The organism is Rhodopila sp., from assembly GCF_035548095.1.
Lineage (GTDB): Bacteria > Pseudomonadota > Alphaproteobacteria > Acetobacterales > Acetobacteraceae > Rhodopila.
On sequence record NZ_DASZUV010000023.1, the window covers coordinates 71,043 to 86,839 of the forward strand.

A 15,797-nucleotide genomic window follows, 5' to 3' on the forward strand; every position below is an offset into this window, starting at 1 on the left:
TATGCCGTTTTTGGTGGCCTGCATAGCACCCATGCAAAATGAGGATTAACGGATTGCCGGCCACGATGCGACGATAGTTCGAAGAAAATTCGCTTTCGGGCCCGAAATGGTTGATCCGCATCATAGCGCAACGAAAAGTCGGCGGCCCGCACCAAGAGGGAACGAAATATGGGCCCTGTGAAGAGCATCAACGGAACGTCCAAACCAAAAGCCAAATCTGCCGCGCTGAACGCGGGCTTTCCGGATGCCTCCCCCCCAGACTACAATATCGCGGTCGTCGATCGCACCCTGGATATCCTTGAAGCCCTCGCCCGTATCGGCCCGGCGTCCCTGGCAGCCCTGGCGGAGTCCGCCGGCTGCACCCGCACCGCCGGTTTCCGGCTGTTGCGCACCTTGCAATCCCGCGGCTTTGCACTTCAGGACGAATCCCGCGGCCTTTGGCGCCTGGGCGCCCGCTGGAACGTGCTAAGCCGAGCCGCGACTGAGCAAGGCGCCCTTGCGGCCACCGCCATGCCGATCCTGGCACAGCTCGGCAAGGCGACGGGGGAGAACGTCTATCTCCGCGTCCGCGAGGGGATGGAGAGCGAAACGGTCGCCATCTACCAGACCGATCCGGCCCTCCGGGTATATTCGGAAGTCGGCAAGCGCAGCCCGCTGCATGCCGGCAGCAGCCGTCTGCTGCTCGCCTTCGCGCCAGAACCGGTGCAGACCCAGTTGCTCGCCCGTCGGCTGAACCGGTTCACCCCGGCAACGCGGACCGACGCGACCTGGATCGCGGCCGATCTGCAGCGCATCCGCACCCGCGGCTACCTGATCACCTCGGATGAGGTCGTGGCGGGCGCGGTCGGCATCGCCGCGCCAGTGCGGGACGCCAGTGGAGCGGTGATCGCCGTGCTCTACATCGCGTCGCCTTCCATGCGGATGCGCCCGCCGCGTCCGCGCGCCGTGCTGCCGCAGGTGCTGGATGCCGCGAACCGGCTGTCCGAAGCCCTGGGAGCACCGGTTCTGCCGCAGCATGATGGGATGATCCGTCCAGAAGCGGCGCCGAAAGGCTGGCAAGTGGCGTCCAGCGCCATGATCAACCTCGCCCGGCCACATTCTATTTTGGGCAAAGGGGCCTGATGGCCCCGGACCCTGGGCCCGGCGTTTCCGAGAGGGACGCCGGCGGGTCCTAACGGCCCTCAGGTCGGCCGTCCGCAGCGGGCGCCGGCCGTTTCCAGAAAATCAGCGTATCCCGAAGCCGCCCGGTGGCGTCGCGGGCGAAGCCGGGGATACGGCCGGCTTCCGTCCAGCCCGCATGGCGATACAGGGCCGCGCCGGCGGCATCGGCTTGCGTATCCAGGGTCAGCAGCGTGCGCCCCTCGGCCAGGGCGGCCTGTTCCGCCTGTGCCATCAGGGCCAGCGCGAGACCGGTGCGGCGCGCTTGCGGATGCACCAGCAGCTTCTGGACTTCGGCCCTGTGCGACTGATTCTCGGGCATCGCCAGGTCCAGGCCGACACAACCGGACAGCACGCCATTCCGCCATCCGGCAAACAACAACCCCCTCCCGTTGGCCACCCCGGTGCTGATGCCATGCCAGAACGCGGCAGCCCGGCCGGTATCGAGCGGCGGCAGGAACGACACCGACGCCCCCGCCTCCACACAGGCGATGAGAATGTCGGCCAGGCGCCGCTCCGCCGACGCCGCGCCGGCGGCATCCAGCCGTTCGACGCCATTCAGCGGCTTGGCATAGGCAAATTCCAATGAGTTCGACAGGTCATGCAGTACCCGGATGCCGCCCATCCGGACATAGGACCGCTTCTCGTAGAAGCGGTGCGCGCGATCGAACCGCGTATCGGACCATAGCGCCAGCCGCGTGGCGCCGTGCGCCACCGCATGAGCTTCCGCCCGGTCCAACAGCGCGTGCCCCAACCCGCCGCCATGCAGGTCGGGATGAACATAGACACGGCAGATTTCCCAGCAACCCTGTGCGCCATCCGGGACCTCCCCTTGGACTGTTACCGGGACGGCCCCTGGCACCACCACCCCCGGCGACAGCTTCGAGACCGGCCTGGTGGCGATCATGCCGACGACCCGGCCCGCGGCCTCGGCCACCCAGAGCGCGCCGTCATAGTAGGTCGCCAGCGCATGCAGTTCCGGCATCTCGGCATCGACGTCGAAGACGATGCCGGGGTAGCGGGACCAGCAGGTGCGGATCAGGTCGATCAGCTGCGGACCGTCGTCATCCCGGCCCGGCCTGATCGGCGGCAAAACGGTCAGCGCAGGCCCTCGCAGAAGGTCTGAATACGGCGCAGCCCTTCCACCAGGTCATCATCCGCGGTGGCGGTGCTGATCCGCAGATACGGACTCATGTGATACGCCGCGCCGTGGACCGTGGCGACGTAGTGCTCCTCCAACAACGCGAGGCACACATCCTCATCATTGTTCAGCTTGCGACCGCCGGTCGTCGTCTTGCCCAGCAATCCGGCGACGTTCGGGAACACATAGAACGCGCCCTCCGGCTTGTGGCAGGAGATGCCGGGAGACGCGTTCAGCATCTCCACCGCGATGTCCCGCCGCCGCTGATACGCCTTGATCTGCTCATCGACGCCGCCCTGAGGGCCGTCGAGCGCGGCCGTGGCCGCCGCCTGTCCCACGGTGGAGATGCCGGCGGTGACCTGCCCCTGCATCACCGTCATCGCCTTGATCAGCGCCTTCGGGCCACCGGCGAAGCCGACGCGCCAGCCGGTCATGGCGTAGGTCTTCGACACGCCGCTGATCGTCAGGGTCCGATCCTTTAGATCGGGTGCGATCTGCGCGACCGTGGTGTGGCGGAACCCGTCGAAGACGAGATGTTCATACATGTCGTCCGACATGATCCAGACATGCGGGTGTTTCCGCATTACCTTGGCGATCGCCTCCAGCTCCTCGGCGGAGCAGCAGGCACCGGTCGGGTTGTTCGGGTTGTTCAGGATCAGCCACTTGGTCTTCGGTGTGATCGCGGCGTCGATATCCTCGGCCCGCGGCTTGAAGCCGTTGTTCTGCGGGCAGGTCACCAGCACCGGGTTCGCCTCGCAGAGTTGCACCATCTGCGTATAGGCGATCCAGGACGGGACCGGGATCACGACGTCATCGCCCGGGTCCACCGTCGCCATGATGGCGTTGAAGATCGCCTGCTTCGCGCCATTGGATACGCATATCTCGTCCAGCGCATAATCCAGGTTCGAATCACGCTTGAATTTGCGCTGGATCGCTTCCTTCAGCGCCCGCGTCCCATCCTGCGGCGGGTATTTCGTATCGCCCTTCAGGGCGGCCTGGTGCGCCGCCTCGATGGCATGGGCGGGGCTGTCGAAATTCGGCTCGCCGGTGGTCAGGGTGACCACCGGCTTGCCCGCTGCACGCAGCTCGCGCGCCTTGATCGTCATCCGCACACTGGCAGCCAGCTCCACCCGGCTCAGGCGTGACGCGAAACCCGGCGTCGCGGGCGTCTGGCCAGCCATCAGTGCAGTCCCTGGCAGAAGCGCTGAATACGGGTCATCGCCTCGCGCAGCTCCTCGGTGGCGTTGGCGTAGCTGATGCGGATATAGCCCGGGTAGCAGAAGGCCGCGCCGTGCACGGTCGCCACCCCTTCCTCATCCAGCAGCGCCAGGGCGAAGGCCTCGTCGTCCTTGATCAGCTTGCCCCCCTTGGAGGTCTTGCCCAGGCATCCCTGGATCGACGGATAGACGTAAAACGCGCCTTCCGGGGTCGTGCAGTGCATGCCGGGCGCCTGGTTCAGCATCGACACGACCAGGTCCCGCCGTTCCTCGAACACCTTGCGCATGTCCTCGACCGTCTGCTGCGGACCGGTCAGTGCCTCGACCGCAGCGGCTTGGGCGATCGAGTTCGGGTTGGAGGTCGACTGGCTTTGCAGCTTGTCCATGGCCTTGATCAGCTGCACCGGGCCGCCGGCAAAGCCGATGCGCCAGCCGGTCATCGCATAGGCCTTGGAGACACCGTGCACGGTCAGCGTCCGGTCCCTCAGCGTCGGCTCCACGGCGACGATCGTTGCGGGTTTGAAGCCGCCATAGACCAGGCTGTCATAGATGTCGTCGGTCAGCACCCATACATGCGGATGGCGCAGCAGCACGTCGCAGATCGGCCGCAAATCCTCGGCGCTGTAGCCGGCGCCGGTCGGATTGCAGGGGTTGTTCAGCATGAACCAGCGGGTCTTCGGCGTGATGGCGGCCTCAAGGTCTTCGGGTCGCATTTTGAAGCCGTTGTTCTGGCTGCACGGCACCAGCACCGGCTTGCCGTCGGCCAGGGTGACGATGTCCGGATAGCTCACCCAGCACGGGCTGGGGATGATGACTTCATCGCCGGCGTTCAGCGTGCCGACCATGGCGTTGAACAGCACCTGCTTGGCGCCGGTGGCGATGATGATCTCCTCGGGCTTGTACTCGATGCCGCTGTCCCGCTTGAACTTTTCCGCCACCGCCTTGCGCAGGGCGGGGGTGCCGGCGACATCCGTATACTTGGTCTGCCCTTCCTCGATCGCTCTGATCGCCGCATCCTTGATGTTGCGGGGCGTGTCGAAATCCGGCTCCCCCTGTGACAGGCTGATCACGTTTTTCCCCTCCGCGATCATCCGGCGCGCCACCGTGGAAATCGCGATGGTCAGGCTGGGCTGGATGCGGTCGAGGCGTTCGGACGTGAGCGACATGTTCGGGTCCTTGGATCAGGTCCAGATGGCGGTAGCCGGGTGGATGGAAAGCGGCGGACCCTACGCGCGTGCGCGCGCGGGATCAACACGGCGGCCGTGCCGGAAGCGAACGGGTGCCATGCCGGCAGGGACGGGCTGCCAGGCATACGCCTGGCGAGGACAAGGCGGCATGACACCCGTCGGCGAGGACCGGTTGCCAAGCCGACAATGCGCTCGGGACAGTTTGTTGCACCGTTGGGTTGCCGATCCGACCGTTTCATCAACCGACCCCCATGGCATCACATTTTACAAGGCGCTTCGTAATGTCCTCATATCCATCAAATAATGCTTGGTCTCAAATTTATCTCGATTGTTCCGCCCTACTCCGAATAAAATGGGTCATTGCTGACCTGCCTGGTGGACCTCGACAGCCATGACCGTCGTCAACGACTACACGGCCCTGCTCAGCGGCAATTATTGGAACGGTATCGAGGTTCCGTCACTCGGTGGTTCCGGCGGCAATCCGATCATCGTCACCTTTTCGTTCCCGACCACGCTGCCGGCCTACGATGCCTCCGTCGACGGCTTTACGCTCGACACCCTGGCCAGCTTCCAGGCGTTCTCCGCGGCGGAACAGGCGCAGGCGATTTCGGCGTTGAATGAGTGGGCATCGGCCTCCGGCATCGTCTTCGTGCAGGTTGCCGCCGGCCAGGGCGACATCAACTTCGCCAATGTCGACTTCAACACCACCAGCAACCCGTCCTATGCCGGCTCTGGCGGAATCGGGTTCTATCCATTTGGCGACTGGAACAACTTCAGTTACCCGTATTTCACCGAGGATCTGACCGCATCGGGCGACGTGTTCATGAATACCCAGTTCATGAACAACGGCACCGTCAATTATGGCACGCTTCTGCATGAAATCGGGCATGCGCTGGGCTTGAAGCATCCCACCGAGGTCGTGACCGACTATGCCGCCAACCCGGTCGTCACGCATGACCAGGTACTGGATTCCGACGACCCGACGCGGACCGTGATGGCGACCGTCGGCGACACGAACCCGACCGACCAGCATCTGAAGCCGCTGGACGAGGACGCGGCCGCATTTCTGTACGGCCCCGCGGGGACCGGGACCGTGGTGACGGACTCCGCCGCCGGCAGTAACGCGGTGTCGAGCTGGACCTGGGACGCCACCACGCAGACGCTGACCCAGACAGCGACCGGCACCAGTGAGGTGATCCACGGCACCTCGGTCAACGACATCATCATCGGATCCAGCGGCAATGACACGCTGCTGGGCCTGGCCGGCAACGACACCCTTTCGGGCGGTGATGGCAACGATTCTCTATACGGCGGCGACGGCGACAACACACTGATCGGCGGCGCGGGCGACGATAATTATTACGTCGACAGCCCGACCGATGTTCTGATCGAGCAACCGAATCAGGGATATGACAGCGTTTACGCCTCGGTCAGCTTCACACTGCCGGATAATTTCGAATACCTGCAGGTCTATGGCGTCGGGCTGACCGCGACCGGCAATGATCAGGGCGATTCGCTGTTCGGCGACGCGACCAACGCAACCCGGCTGATCGGCGGGACCGGCGCCGATTACATCGTGGGCGGAGCCGGCAATGACATGATCACCGGCGGTGGCGGCACCGACGTGATGTGGGGCCAGGGCGGCGACGACACTTTTATCTTCAATGCCGTGACCGACGCCCCTGTCGGCGGCCCGAGCCTGACGACGATCGGGGACTTTACGGCTGGTTCCGACAAATTCGACATGTCGAGCCTCACCGACAGTCACGGCGATCCCCTCCACTTCGCCAATACAGGCAGTTTTTCAGGATCCGCCGGCGAAGTGATCACCGTGCCGGACAGCGGGAACGAACGCGTCGAGGTCGACCTTGACGGGGATAGATCGGCCGATATGGAAATCCTGCTGTACGGCACGCCAGCGGTGACGGGCAGCGATTTCATTTTCACACCGCTCTGTTTTCTGGCCGGCACGATGATCGCCACGCCCGGCGGTGAACAGCCGGTCGAAACGTTGGCGCAAGGCGACCTTGTCCGGACGGCCAGCGGCGCCGATCGCCGTGTGGTCTGGATCGGCCAAGGCCGGCAACTGGCGACACGCGGCCGCCGCGGCCCCGCCACGCCGGTGACGGTGCTGAAAGGCGCGCTGGCGGACAATGTGCCACACCGCGACCTGCGCATCACCAAGGCGCACGCCCTGTTCCTGGATGGCGTGCTCATCCCCGTTGAGTTTCTGGTGAACCACCGCTCCATCCGCTGGGACGACCACGCGCAGGAAGTCTTGCTGTACCATGTCGAGTTGGAAAGCCACGACGTTCTGCTGGCGAACGGGGCGCCGGCGGAAAGCTATCGCGACGATGGCAATCGCTGGCTGTTTCAGAATGCCAATACGGGCTGGGATAGGCCACCACAGCCTCCCTGTGCACCGGTGCTGACCGGCGGCCCGGTCGTCGACGCGCTGTGGCGGCATCTGTTGCACAGGACGGGCGGGCGGCCCGGCTGGGTCCTGACGGATGAGCCGGATCTGCACCTTGTCGCCGATGGCCGGCGAATCGATCCGTCGGACCGATACGGTGCTGCCTACCGGTTCCATCTGGCAGGGCCGGTCCGCTCCGTTCGGCTCTGCTCGCGCGCCGCCGCTCCGCAGGAGCTTGGCACGCTACGCGATCCGCGCCAGCTGGGCGTGGCGGTCGCGCGCGTGACCGCATGGCAAGGCGATCGCAGCCGGGTGGCGGCGGCCGGTGATCCGCGCTTCCAGGACGGATTTCATCCGCCGGAAGCCGGATCCGACGGGCAGTGGACGAACGGTGACGCACGCCTGCCTGAGACGCTGTTTGCCGGCCCGGCTGGAGCATGGGAGCTGGTCGTGCACCTGACCGGGCGCGCCTTCTACCCGCTGCTGACGGACGACCAGCGTCGGATCGCCTAGACCAGACGAGGCCCGGCTGGCGCTATCGGTCACCGTGAACGCCTGACCAAAGGGCATTCCTCGTGCGGCCAGGGCGCATCGGCAGACTGCGGGGACCATGCGCGGATCAGCCGGAGGAGACATGCGTCCGCCGCGGTCATTGCCCGCCGCCCGCGGCATCGCTATGCACGCGCCATGAATTGGCTCACCGAGTACGTCCGGCCCAAAATCCGTACCCTGTTCACGCGGGAAGTGCCGGAAAACCTGTGGCACCAATGTCCCGAGTGCCAGCAGATGATCTTCCATCGGGATTTCGCGGCATCCCATAAAGTGTGCCCGCATTGCGGCCATCACATGCGGATTCTGGCCAAGGAGCGCCTGGACTGGACCTTCGACGAAGGCAGCTACACGGTGATCGAACTGCCGAAGGTCGTCGCCGATCCGCTGCGCTTCCGCGACTCGAAGCGCTATGCCGACCGGCTGAAGGAGGCGCGCGACAAGACCCATACGGAGGACGCGATCCTGGTTGCCCATGGCAGCATCCAGGGGCGGAAAGCGGTCGTCGCGGTCATGGACTTCGACTTCATCGGCGGCTCCATGGGCGCGGCGGTGGGCGAGGCGATCGTCGCCGGCGCGCGGCTTGCGACGTTGCAGCAATGCCCCTACATCGTCTTTACGGCATCCGGTGGGGCCAGGATGATGGAAGGCGCCATCAGCCTGATGCAGATGCCCCGTACGGTGATCGCCGCACAGCTCGTGAAGGACGCCAGGCTGCCCTTCATCATCGTGCTGACCGATCCCACCACTGGCGGCGTGACCGCCAGCTTCGCCATGCTGGGCGATATCCAGATCGCCGAACCCGGGGCGATGATCGGCTTCGCCGGGTCCCGCGTGATCGAACAGACCGTGCGGGAAAAACTGCCCGAAGGCTTCCAACGCGCCGAGTACCTGCTGGAACACGGCATCATCGACATGGTGGTGAAGCGCGACGACATGCCGGCGACGCTCGCTCGGCTGATCGGCCTGCTGATGCCGTATGAGCCGCCGCCCTCGTCGGCGACGCCGGAGCCACCGGCGCCGGAAGTGCTCGGCACGTCGTCTCCAGCCGGCGAATAGCCCAAGAGTCGGGCCAGGAGCCGGACAGGTGCCTTGCCGGCGGCGCCGGCCGGCCGCACACTCCTGAAGCAATCTCGGCCCGGCTGGCATCGCGCGGCGATCCTCGGGCTGGGAGATTGCTCGCGAAACAGCGCCTGGAGGGTTTCCAGCTATCCTGGAGGCGCTCCGGGACCACCCCAACCCAGGAGGAAACGATGATCCATGAACTGCGGATCTACGAGTGTGTGCCAGGCAAGCTGCCGGACCTGAACAACCGTTTTGCCACCATTACGCTGAAGCTGTGGGAAAAGCACGGCATCAAGCAGGCTGGCTTCTGGACGACCCTGATCGGCGAATCCAACCAGACTTTGTACTACATGCTGGAATGGGAATCCCTGGCCGACCGTGAAAAGAAGTGGAACGCGTTCGCGGCTGACCCGGAATGGCTGGCAGCCAGAGCCAAGACCGAGGAAAACGGGGCAATCGTCGCCAACGTCAAGAACTTCATTCTGACTCCGACGCCGTATTCCTCGGTGAAATAACCGGCTCGACAAGGGAACGGCCAGACCGGCCGTTCCCTCTCGGAATATGGACGGTGGACGGGGAATTATGCTGCACTGCGGCAACCTTTCACGGAGCGTGCGGATGCCCCAGATCGATGCGACCCGTCTGTTGAAGGACTTGTACGCGGTCCGTGAGATCGGAAGATACAAGACCGGCGTCCATCGGCCGACCTTCTCCCCCCAGGACGTGGAAGCGCGCCACTGGCTTGTCGGACGGCTGCGGGAGGCCGGGCTGGACGCATCCATCGACGGCATCGGCAATGTCTACGGGCTGGACTCCCGCCCCGGCCGCAAGCTGCTGTTGGGTAGCCACCTGGAAACACAGAATCATGCCGGCTGGCTGGATGGCGTCATGGGCGTGATCTACGGGCTGGAAATTGCCAGGACATTGAGCGGCGGGATCGACGTCGCCAGTTGGGCGGATGAGGAAGGGCATTTCGGCTCCTTCATCGGCTCCCGTTCCTTCTGCGACCTGCTGACGGAGCAGGAAATCGACGACTGCCATAACCGCTCCAGCGGCCAATCACTGCGCGACGCGTTGCACGAGGCGGGTTTTGCGGGATTACCGCGCCGGGTAATCGATCCAGCACGCTACCAGGGCTATATCGAGGCTCATATCGAGCAAGGCCAGGATCTGGAGGATCATCATTTGCGCGTCGGCGTCGTGACGGCGATCGTCGGCAGCCGGCGGTTCCGGATCGATTTCAAGGGCCAGCAGAACCACGCCGGGACCACGCGCATGGCCATCCGCAAGGATGCCGGCGTCGCCCTGGTGAAGCTGGTGGCCCGGATCGAAGAGGAGTTTCCGAAACTCGCCGGGCCGCGGACGGTCTGGACCACCGGTGACATCAGGCTGGACCCAGGCGCCCCCAGCATCGTCCCCGGCGCGGCGGAACTGACCTTCCAGTTCCGCGACACCGACCCGATGATCCTGGACCGGCTGGAGGCCTGCCTGAACCGGCTGGTCTCCGAAGCCGGCAAAGGCCCCTGCTCCGTCGAAATCGCATACCGGAGCGAGACCGCGCCAGCCGCCATGGACCCCGGCTTGCGCGCGGCACTGCGCAAAGCCGCCGATGCGCGGGCACCCGGACTGCACCAGGAGATGCCCTCGGGCGCCGGGCATGACGCACAGATCCTTTCACGGCGCCTGCCCTCCGCCATGCTGTTCGTCCCCAGCATCGGCGGCATCAGCCATCACTACACCGAGAACACCAGCGATGAGGACATTGTGCTGGGCTGCCAGGTGATGGCCGATGCCTGCGCGGCGTTGCTGGGGTAGGGTCCGAAATCCGCCCGATGTCTTACCGAGTGGCCCTGTCCCTCGGGGACCCCGCCAAAGGCAGGAGGCCTTTGGAACCCATTCATTGGATTTGGGGGATGAGGCGGCCCGCCGTGCCGCCTGCAACGGCTACGTGAATCCCCCCATCCCGAGAGCCAAAATCGACGACGTCCAGAGCTCGGCCCTGGCCGTACGTCGGGCGCAGCGCCGATCCATCACCCTTGCCCGCCACGGGCGGGGATGTTAGGGGGCCGGACTTTCCTAGGGGTTGACGTATGGCATCGACTTTCGACACCGTGGCCGGGATCATCGCGGATACCTGCGATATCGAGCGTGAGAAGATCACGCCCGACAGCCACGCCATCAATGATCTTGGCATCGACAGCCTTGATTTCCTGGATGTTGCGTTTGCCATTGACAAGGCGTTCGGCATCAAGATGCCGCTGGAAACGTGGATGCAGGATGTCAATGAGGGCAAGGTCTCGACCGACGAATATTTCGTCATGAAGAACCTGTGCGCCAACATCGACAAGCTGGTGGCCGCGAAATCGGCCTGACAGGCCGTGCTGTTCCGACTCGACGCGCATCTATAGTACGGTGGACTGATGCAACTGGAATACTTCCAGATGGTCGATCGGATCACCGACCTTGACCTCGACCGCGGCCGCATCCAGACGTCCTGCCAGGTCCCGGACCAATCGCCGGTGTTCGAAGGGCATTTTCCGGGCCATCCGATCCTTCCCGGCGTGCTGATGATCGAGACGATGGCGCAGACCGGTGGCTGGCTGATCCTGGCCGCCATGCGCTTCGCCCGCATGCCGTTCCTGATGCAGGTGGAAAAGGCGAAGATGCGATCGTTTGTGGAGCCCGGGTGGTTGCTGTCGGGTGAAGCAACCTTGCTGCACGAAGGCTCCGGCTACGCGGTCATCCAAGGAGCGATCAAGACCGACGGCCGGAGAGTCGCTGAGGCGGAAATCCGCTATGGTGTCGTCCCCTTCCCCAACGACACGCTGCGCGGAACCATGTTGGAGACCGCTCGCAGAATCGGCGTTTCGGAGTCCCTGTTCCATGCCGACTGATCCCCACGACCGCGACGCCGTCATCACCGGTGTCGGTCTGGCCTCCTGCCTTGGCAGCGGTGTGGAGGCCCATTGGACCGCGCTGAACGATCCGGCGGGCTTCCGGCCCGTCGTGGATACGAACAGCTTCGCGCCCGCGATCGTGCACCCGATCGCGCCGCTGGATCTGGACAAGCAGATCCCCAAACGCGGCGACCAGCGGCAGATGGAGGCGTGGCAACGGATCGGCGTATTCGCGGCCGGCTTGGCCCTGGATGCTGCCGGCGTGAAAGGCAACACAGAGCTGCTGGGCAAGATGGACATGATCGTCGCCGCCGGTGGGGGCGAGCGGGATTATACGGTGGATGAGGCGATCCTGTCCGGCCTGCCTCAGGCGACCGACAAGGGCGCCTTCCTGAACGAGCACCTGCTGGGCGACATACGTCCGACCCTGTTCCTGGCGCAGTTGTCGAACCTGCTGGCCGGCAACATCTCCATCGTGCATGGCGTCATCGGCTCCTCCCGGACATTCATGGGCGAGGAGGCGTGCGGGGCTGACGCCGTGCGCATCGCGTGTGCCCGCATTGCCGCGGGCCAGGGCGACCTGATGCTGGTTGGCGGTTCCTACAACGCCCAGCGCCCGGATGTCGTGCTGCATTACGAGATGGGGCGCCTGACGGCGGAGGCGCCGTTCGCCGGGGTCTGGTCACGCCAGGCGAACGGCGGCGGCCTCGCCCTGGGCTCCTTGGGCTGCTTCCTCGTGATCGAAAGCCGAGCGCATGCAAGGGCGCGGGGCGCTGAGCCGCTATGCCACATTGCGGGGATACGGACCGATCGGAGCCGGCGGGAGACCGGCCAGGCAACGGCCAATGCGCGTGCCCAGCTTGCGACCTTCCAGACCGACATCGACCGCGCTTCCTGTGCGGTGATCTCGGGCGCCAGCGGAGTCGCCGCCGCGACGCAGGAGGAGGCCGCCTGGCTGGCGGAGCTGGGACTGCCGGTCCGCGCCACAGCCACGGCGCTGGGCCACGGATTGGAACCCTCCTTCCCCGCAAGCCTGGCGCTGGCAGCCATGGCCGTTCAGAACCGCCGCCTGTTCAATCCGCTGGAGCCGGCCGAGGCTCGGATGGAGCACCCACTCACGCAGGCCCTGGTGACATCCTGGGGCCATTGGCGGGGTGAGGCACTGGCGCTGGTCACCGCGGCATAACGGGGGACACACAATGCGTTCCGCTACCGACCACCTGGGCCGCCCCGTCGTCGCCGTCACCGGCATGGGTGTCATCACCTCGCTTGGCCAGGGCCAGGCGGAGAACTGGCAGGCGCTGACCGCGGGACGCTCCGGCATCCGTGGCATTTCCCGCTTTCCCACCACCGGCATGCGCACGACGATCGCCGGAACCGTGGATTTCATCCCGGTTTCGGAACTTTCGGCGCCAGCCTTGTCGGAGCGGCTGGCGGAATTGGTGGTCGAGGAGGCCATCGCCGAAGCCAATCTTGGCGCTGGTGGTGATTTCCCTGGCCCATTGTTCCTGGCACTGCCGCCGGTGGAAATGGAATGGCCGCAACGCGAGGCGTTGGCGGCCGCGTCGGGGGCCAAGGACGCAGTCCGCTACGACGACCTGCGGCGCGCCGCGCGGGCGGGCGGGTTCGAGGCGTATTATCGTCGGTTCCTGTTCGGGTCGGTCGGAGAGAATCTGGCGTCCCGTTTCGGCACCAAGGGCTCCCCGATCGCCGCATCGACCGCCTGTGCGACCGGCGGCACCGCCATCCAGCTGGGCGTCGAGGCCATCCGCCGCGGCGAAACCGATGCCGCGTTGGTGGTTGGCACGGATGCGTCGGTCAATCCGGAGAGCATCATCCGCTTTTCCTTGCTATCGGCGCTGTCGACGCGGAACGATCCGCCGGCCGGCGCATCGCGGCCATTCAGCAAGGACCGCGAGGGTTTCGTGATGGCCGAGGGCGCCGGCGCGCTGGTGCTGGAGAGCCTTGCCTCAGCGCGGGCCCGTGGTGCCACGGTACTGGGTGTCATCGAAGGCTGCGGCGAGGCCGCGGACGGGTTCCATCGCACCCGTTCGTCCCCGGACGGCAAGCCGATCATCGCGTGTATCCAGCGCGCGCTGGAGGATGCCGGTCTGGTGCCCGATGCCATCGGCTACATCAACGCGCACGGCACGGGCACGCCGGAAAACGACAAGATGGAGTGGGTGGGCATCACCGCCGTCTTTGGCAACCGGGCGGGGACGATCCCGATGTCCTCCAACAAGTCGATGATCGGCCATACGCTGACCGCGGCGGGGGCGGTGGAGGCGATCTTTACCGTGCTCTCGCTGAAGCACGGCGTTCTGCCGCCGACTATCAACTATGAGACGCCGGACCCGGCGTTGCCAGTAGATTGCGTGCCGAACGTGGCGCGAGCCTGCGAGGTTGAACATGCGATCTCCAACTCCTTCGGGTTTGGCGGCCAGAATGTGTGCCTGGTGATTGGCGCGGCTGACTGAGTGTGACGCGTAGTGAGCGCCGACGGCGTCGCTTGATCCTGGGAAAGCGGCGTGGCTAAGGTGCGTCCGCAAGGACGGATGGCCGAGTGGTTTAAGGCAGCGGTCTTGAAAACCGCCGTACGTGCAAGCGTACCGTGAGTTCGAATCTCACTCCGTCCGCCACTTCGGAACAAAACTGGGCACGCCGGACGTAGCCGGCTTTGCGCCGGCCGCAGCGGTCAGCGTCTGCGTCTGTGATCGGCACTGGGTTGGGCCAATCGTGACCGTCCAAGCCGATAGGTCGTGTTTCGCCGGCCGACCGATACGAGGCCAAGGCTCGATCGGAATGTAAAGGTCATCGGGCAATATGCTCAGGCTAGCGTGCGGTCGAGCAATCCACTGCGAGCGCAAGATGGCGTCGCTTTTCCCCTGCCGTTCTTCCAATGGCCCCCCTACCACGCTCACGTGACCGTGACCCTATCCAACGCAATCATTATGGCTATTGACACCATATGGTAAACCATACCATTACCAACCCCTGAAATGAAGGCCGAACTGCTCTTCCACCAGCGCATCGATTACGACGACGGTGCGATCGTGGAGATGGTGTTATGGCGCGTACCGTCGCCTGTGCCACCGTCCGTCCATGGACTGAAGTATTCGCTGTTCTACGGTCGTCCAGGCGTTCGTGAGGTGGGATACGACAATGAACGCGGGAAAGGCGATCATCGGCATTTTCAAGGCACGGAGACCGCCTATGCGTTCACCAGCGTCGAGCAGCTGATGGCTGATTTTTGGTCCGACGTAGGGACCTTGCGAGGTAGCAGATGAGCGATGTGAAGATCACGGTCGGCGGCGCAATGGAGGAAGAAGCTTCACGGCGGTTCGTGAATGCTTGGCACCGCGCGGAACATGGGGAGACTTTCCAAGAGCGTCATCTCGCCTTCGAGAGTTGGGATGCTCTCGCCCGCGTCATGACAGGCAAGCGAATGGAACTATTGCACTACGTCCGCCGGCATAAGGTGAGCAGTGTGCGATCGCTCGCGAAAGCGCTGGGGCGCGACTACAGCAATGTTCACGCTGATGTTCAGGCGCTCACGGCGGCAGGGCTTCTCGATACCACTGATGGCGGCGTGCAGGCGGATTATGATGTGATCGAAACCAAAATCGCAATCTGAGACCACGAAGCATGGCTAGCAGCACGAGCAGAGTATCAACAAGGCGGCGAACCCGCGAGGAAGTAATCGAACTCTTTCGAGCTTGCGCGGCCAAGCTGGACAGAACGCCAGGAGAGGCAGAGTTCGATAAAATGTGCGGCATCCCGCGCAAGGATGTCAGGCACCACTTCTGGAAAGGCGGCTACTCGGAACTGGCAGAGGCCGCCGGCCTCCAACCAAATACGCTAACCCAACGGTTTGAAGATGCCGAGGTCTTCGAAGACTACGCGAAGGTCTGCGTGCATATTGGCCGAGTTCCGAGTGAAACGCAGCTCCGAGGGGCAACGCGAGAACTTCGCACGAAGACATCGACTGTCTATTCGAGGTTCGTCGGCGGCATCCGAAGCGCTAACCTGGTCACTGCCTCAGCGTTGATGCGCTTGGTCGAGGACAGCATCCGCGACTGGAGTAAGTTTTCACTTGGCGACTTCGAACGACAGCTTTTCGCTCATAAGGTCATTGAGACCTGACAGGCACCGACTGGTCATAGGGCTATG

The 15,797-nt window shown here is 64.6% G+C and carries 15 protein-coding genes and 1 tRNA gene; 13 read left to right on the top strand and 3 right to left on the bottom strand.

Translation table 11 applies throughout. The features are described from left to right. Window positions 1–168: 168 nt before the first annotated feature. A complete protein-coding gene (locus tag VHC04_RS17480) occupies window positions 169–1,122 on the top strand; it encodes an IclR family transcriptional regulator (RefSeq protein WP_325683625.1) in 954 nt (317 codons plus the stop codon). A gap of 49 nt (window positions 1,123–1,171) precedes the next feature. On the opposite strand, the gene VHC04_RS17485 is transcribed toward VHC04_RS17480, so the two are convergent. Genes VHC04_RS17485 through VHC04_RS17495 form a run of 3 tightly spaced genes read right to left on the bottom strand, consistent with a single transcriptional unit; the run spans window position 1,172 to window position 4,682 of the window. Continuing rightward, window positions 1,172–2,251 carry a GNAT family N-acetyltransferase gene (locus tag VHC04_RS17485; protein WP_325683627.1) on the bottom strand — a complete coding sequence of 360 codons (1,080 nt, stop codon included), beginning with the start codon at window positions 2,249–2,251 and terminating at the stop codon, window positions 1,172–1,174. A gap of 5 nt (window positions 2,252–2,256) precedes the next feature. Continuing rightward, window positions 2,257–3,480 carry a pyridoxal phosphate-dependent aminotransferase gene (locus VHC04_RS17490; RefSeq protein ID WP_325683629.1) on the bottom strand — a complete coding sequence of 408 codons (1,224 nt, stop codon included), beginning with the start codon at window positions 3,478–3,480 and terminating at the stop codon, window positions 2,257–2,259. Continuing rightward, on the bottom strand, window positions 3,480–4,682 hold the full coding sequence (locus VHC04_RS17495) for a pyridoxal phosphate-dependent aminotransferase (RefSeq protein ID WP_325683631.1): 1,203 nt from the start codon (window positions 4,680–4,682) through the stop codon (window positions 3,480–3,482). Before VHC04_RS17495 ends, VHC04_RS17490 begins: the two co-directional genes overlap by 1 nt. 412 nt (window positions 4,683–5,094) lie before the next feature. On the opposite strand from VHC04_RS17495, the gene VHC04_RS17500 reads away from it, so the two are divergent. The 12 genes from VHC04_RS17500 (at window position 5,095) to VHC04_RS17555 (ending at window position 15,770) form a co-directional block, all read left to right on the top strand. Next, entirely contained in the window at window positions 5,095–7,629 is a 2,535-nt protein-coding gene (locus VHC04_RS17500) for a Hint domain-containing protein (protein WP_325683633.1), read from the top strand. Between the two features lie 174 nt (window positions 7,630–7,803). Continuing rightward, on the top strand, window positions 7,804–8,724 hold the full coding sequence (accD, locus tag VHC04_RS17505; protein ID WP_325683635.1) for an acetyl-CoA carboxylase, carboxyltransferase subunit beta: 921 nt from the start codon (window positions 7,804–7,806) through the stop codon (window positions 8,722–8,724). A 194-nt stretch (window positions 8,725–8,918) separates the two neighbouring features. After that, a complete protein-coding gene (locus VHC04_RS17510) occupies window positions 8,919–9,245 on the top strand; it encodes an NIPSNAP family protein (RefSeq protein ID WP_325683637.1) in 327 nt (108 codons plus the stop codon). Between the two features lie 103 nt (window positions 9,246–9,348). After that, entirely contained in the window at window positions 9,349–10,545 is a 1,197-nt protein-coding gene (locus VHC04_RS17515; RefSeq protein ID WP_325683639.1) for a Zn-dependent hydrolase, read from the top strand. Between the two features lie 275 nt (window positions 10,546–10,820). Beyond that, window positions 10,821–11,102, top strand: a complete 282-nt coding sequence (locus VHC04_RS17520; RefSeq protein ID WP_325683641.1) for an acyl carrier protein — start codon at window positions 10,821–10,823, stop codon at window positions 11,100–11,102. 48 nt (window positions 11,103–11,150) lie between these two features. Beyond that, a complete protein-coding gene (locus VHC04_RS17525) occupies window positions 11,151–11,624 on the top strand; it encodes a 3-hydroxyacyl-ACP dehydratase FabZ family protein (protein ID WP_325683643.1) in 474 nt (157 codons plus the stop codon). After that, window positions 11,614–12,813: a beta-ketoacyl-ACP synthase gene (locus tag VHC04_RS17530; protein WP_325683645.1), complete on the top strand. Its 1,200-nt coding sequence runs from the start codon at window positions 11,614–11,616 to the stop codon at window positions 12,811–12,813. Before VHC04_RS17525 ends, VHC04_RS17530 begins: the two co-directional genes overlap by 11 nt. 13 nt (window positions 12,814–12,826) lie before the next feature. Continuing rightward, window positions 12,827–14,104, top strand: coding sequence for a beta-ketoacyl-ACP synthase (locus tag VHC04_RS17535; protein WP_325683647.1), 1,278 nt, complete (start codon window positions 12,827–12,829; stop codon window positions 14,102–14,104). Window positions 14,105–14,176: 72 nt separating this feature from the next. Further along, window positions 14,177–14,266, top strand: a tRNA-Ser gene (locus tag VHC04_RS17540). Between the two features lie 360 nt (window positions 14,267–14,626). After that, on the top strand, window positions 14,627–14,914 hold the full coding sequence (locus tag VHC04_RS17545) for a toxin-antitoxin system TumE family protein (RefSeq protein ID WP_325683649.1): 288 nt from the start codon (window positions 14,627–14,629) through the stop codon (window positions 14,912–14,914). Continuing rightward, window positions 14,911–15,261 carry a hypothetical protein gene (locus VHC04_RS17550; RefSeq protein WP_325683651.1) on the top strand — a complete coding sequence of 117 codons (351 nt, stop codon included), beginning with the start codon at window positions 14,911–14,913 and terminating at the stop codon, window positions 15,259–15,261. Before VHC04_RS17545 ends, VHC04_RS17550 begins: the two co-directional genes overlap by 4 nt. An 11-nt stretch (window positions 15,262–15,272) precedes the next feature. Then, on the top strand, window positions 15,273–15,770 hold the full coding sequence (locus tag VHC04_RS17555; RefSeq protein ID WP_325683653.1) for a hypothetical protein: 498 nt from the start codon (window positions 15,273–15,275) through the stop codon (window positions 15,768–15,770). The last annotated feature ends 27 nt before the right edge of the window (window positions 15,771–15,797 follow it).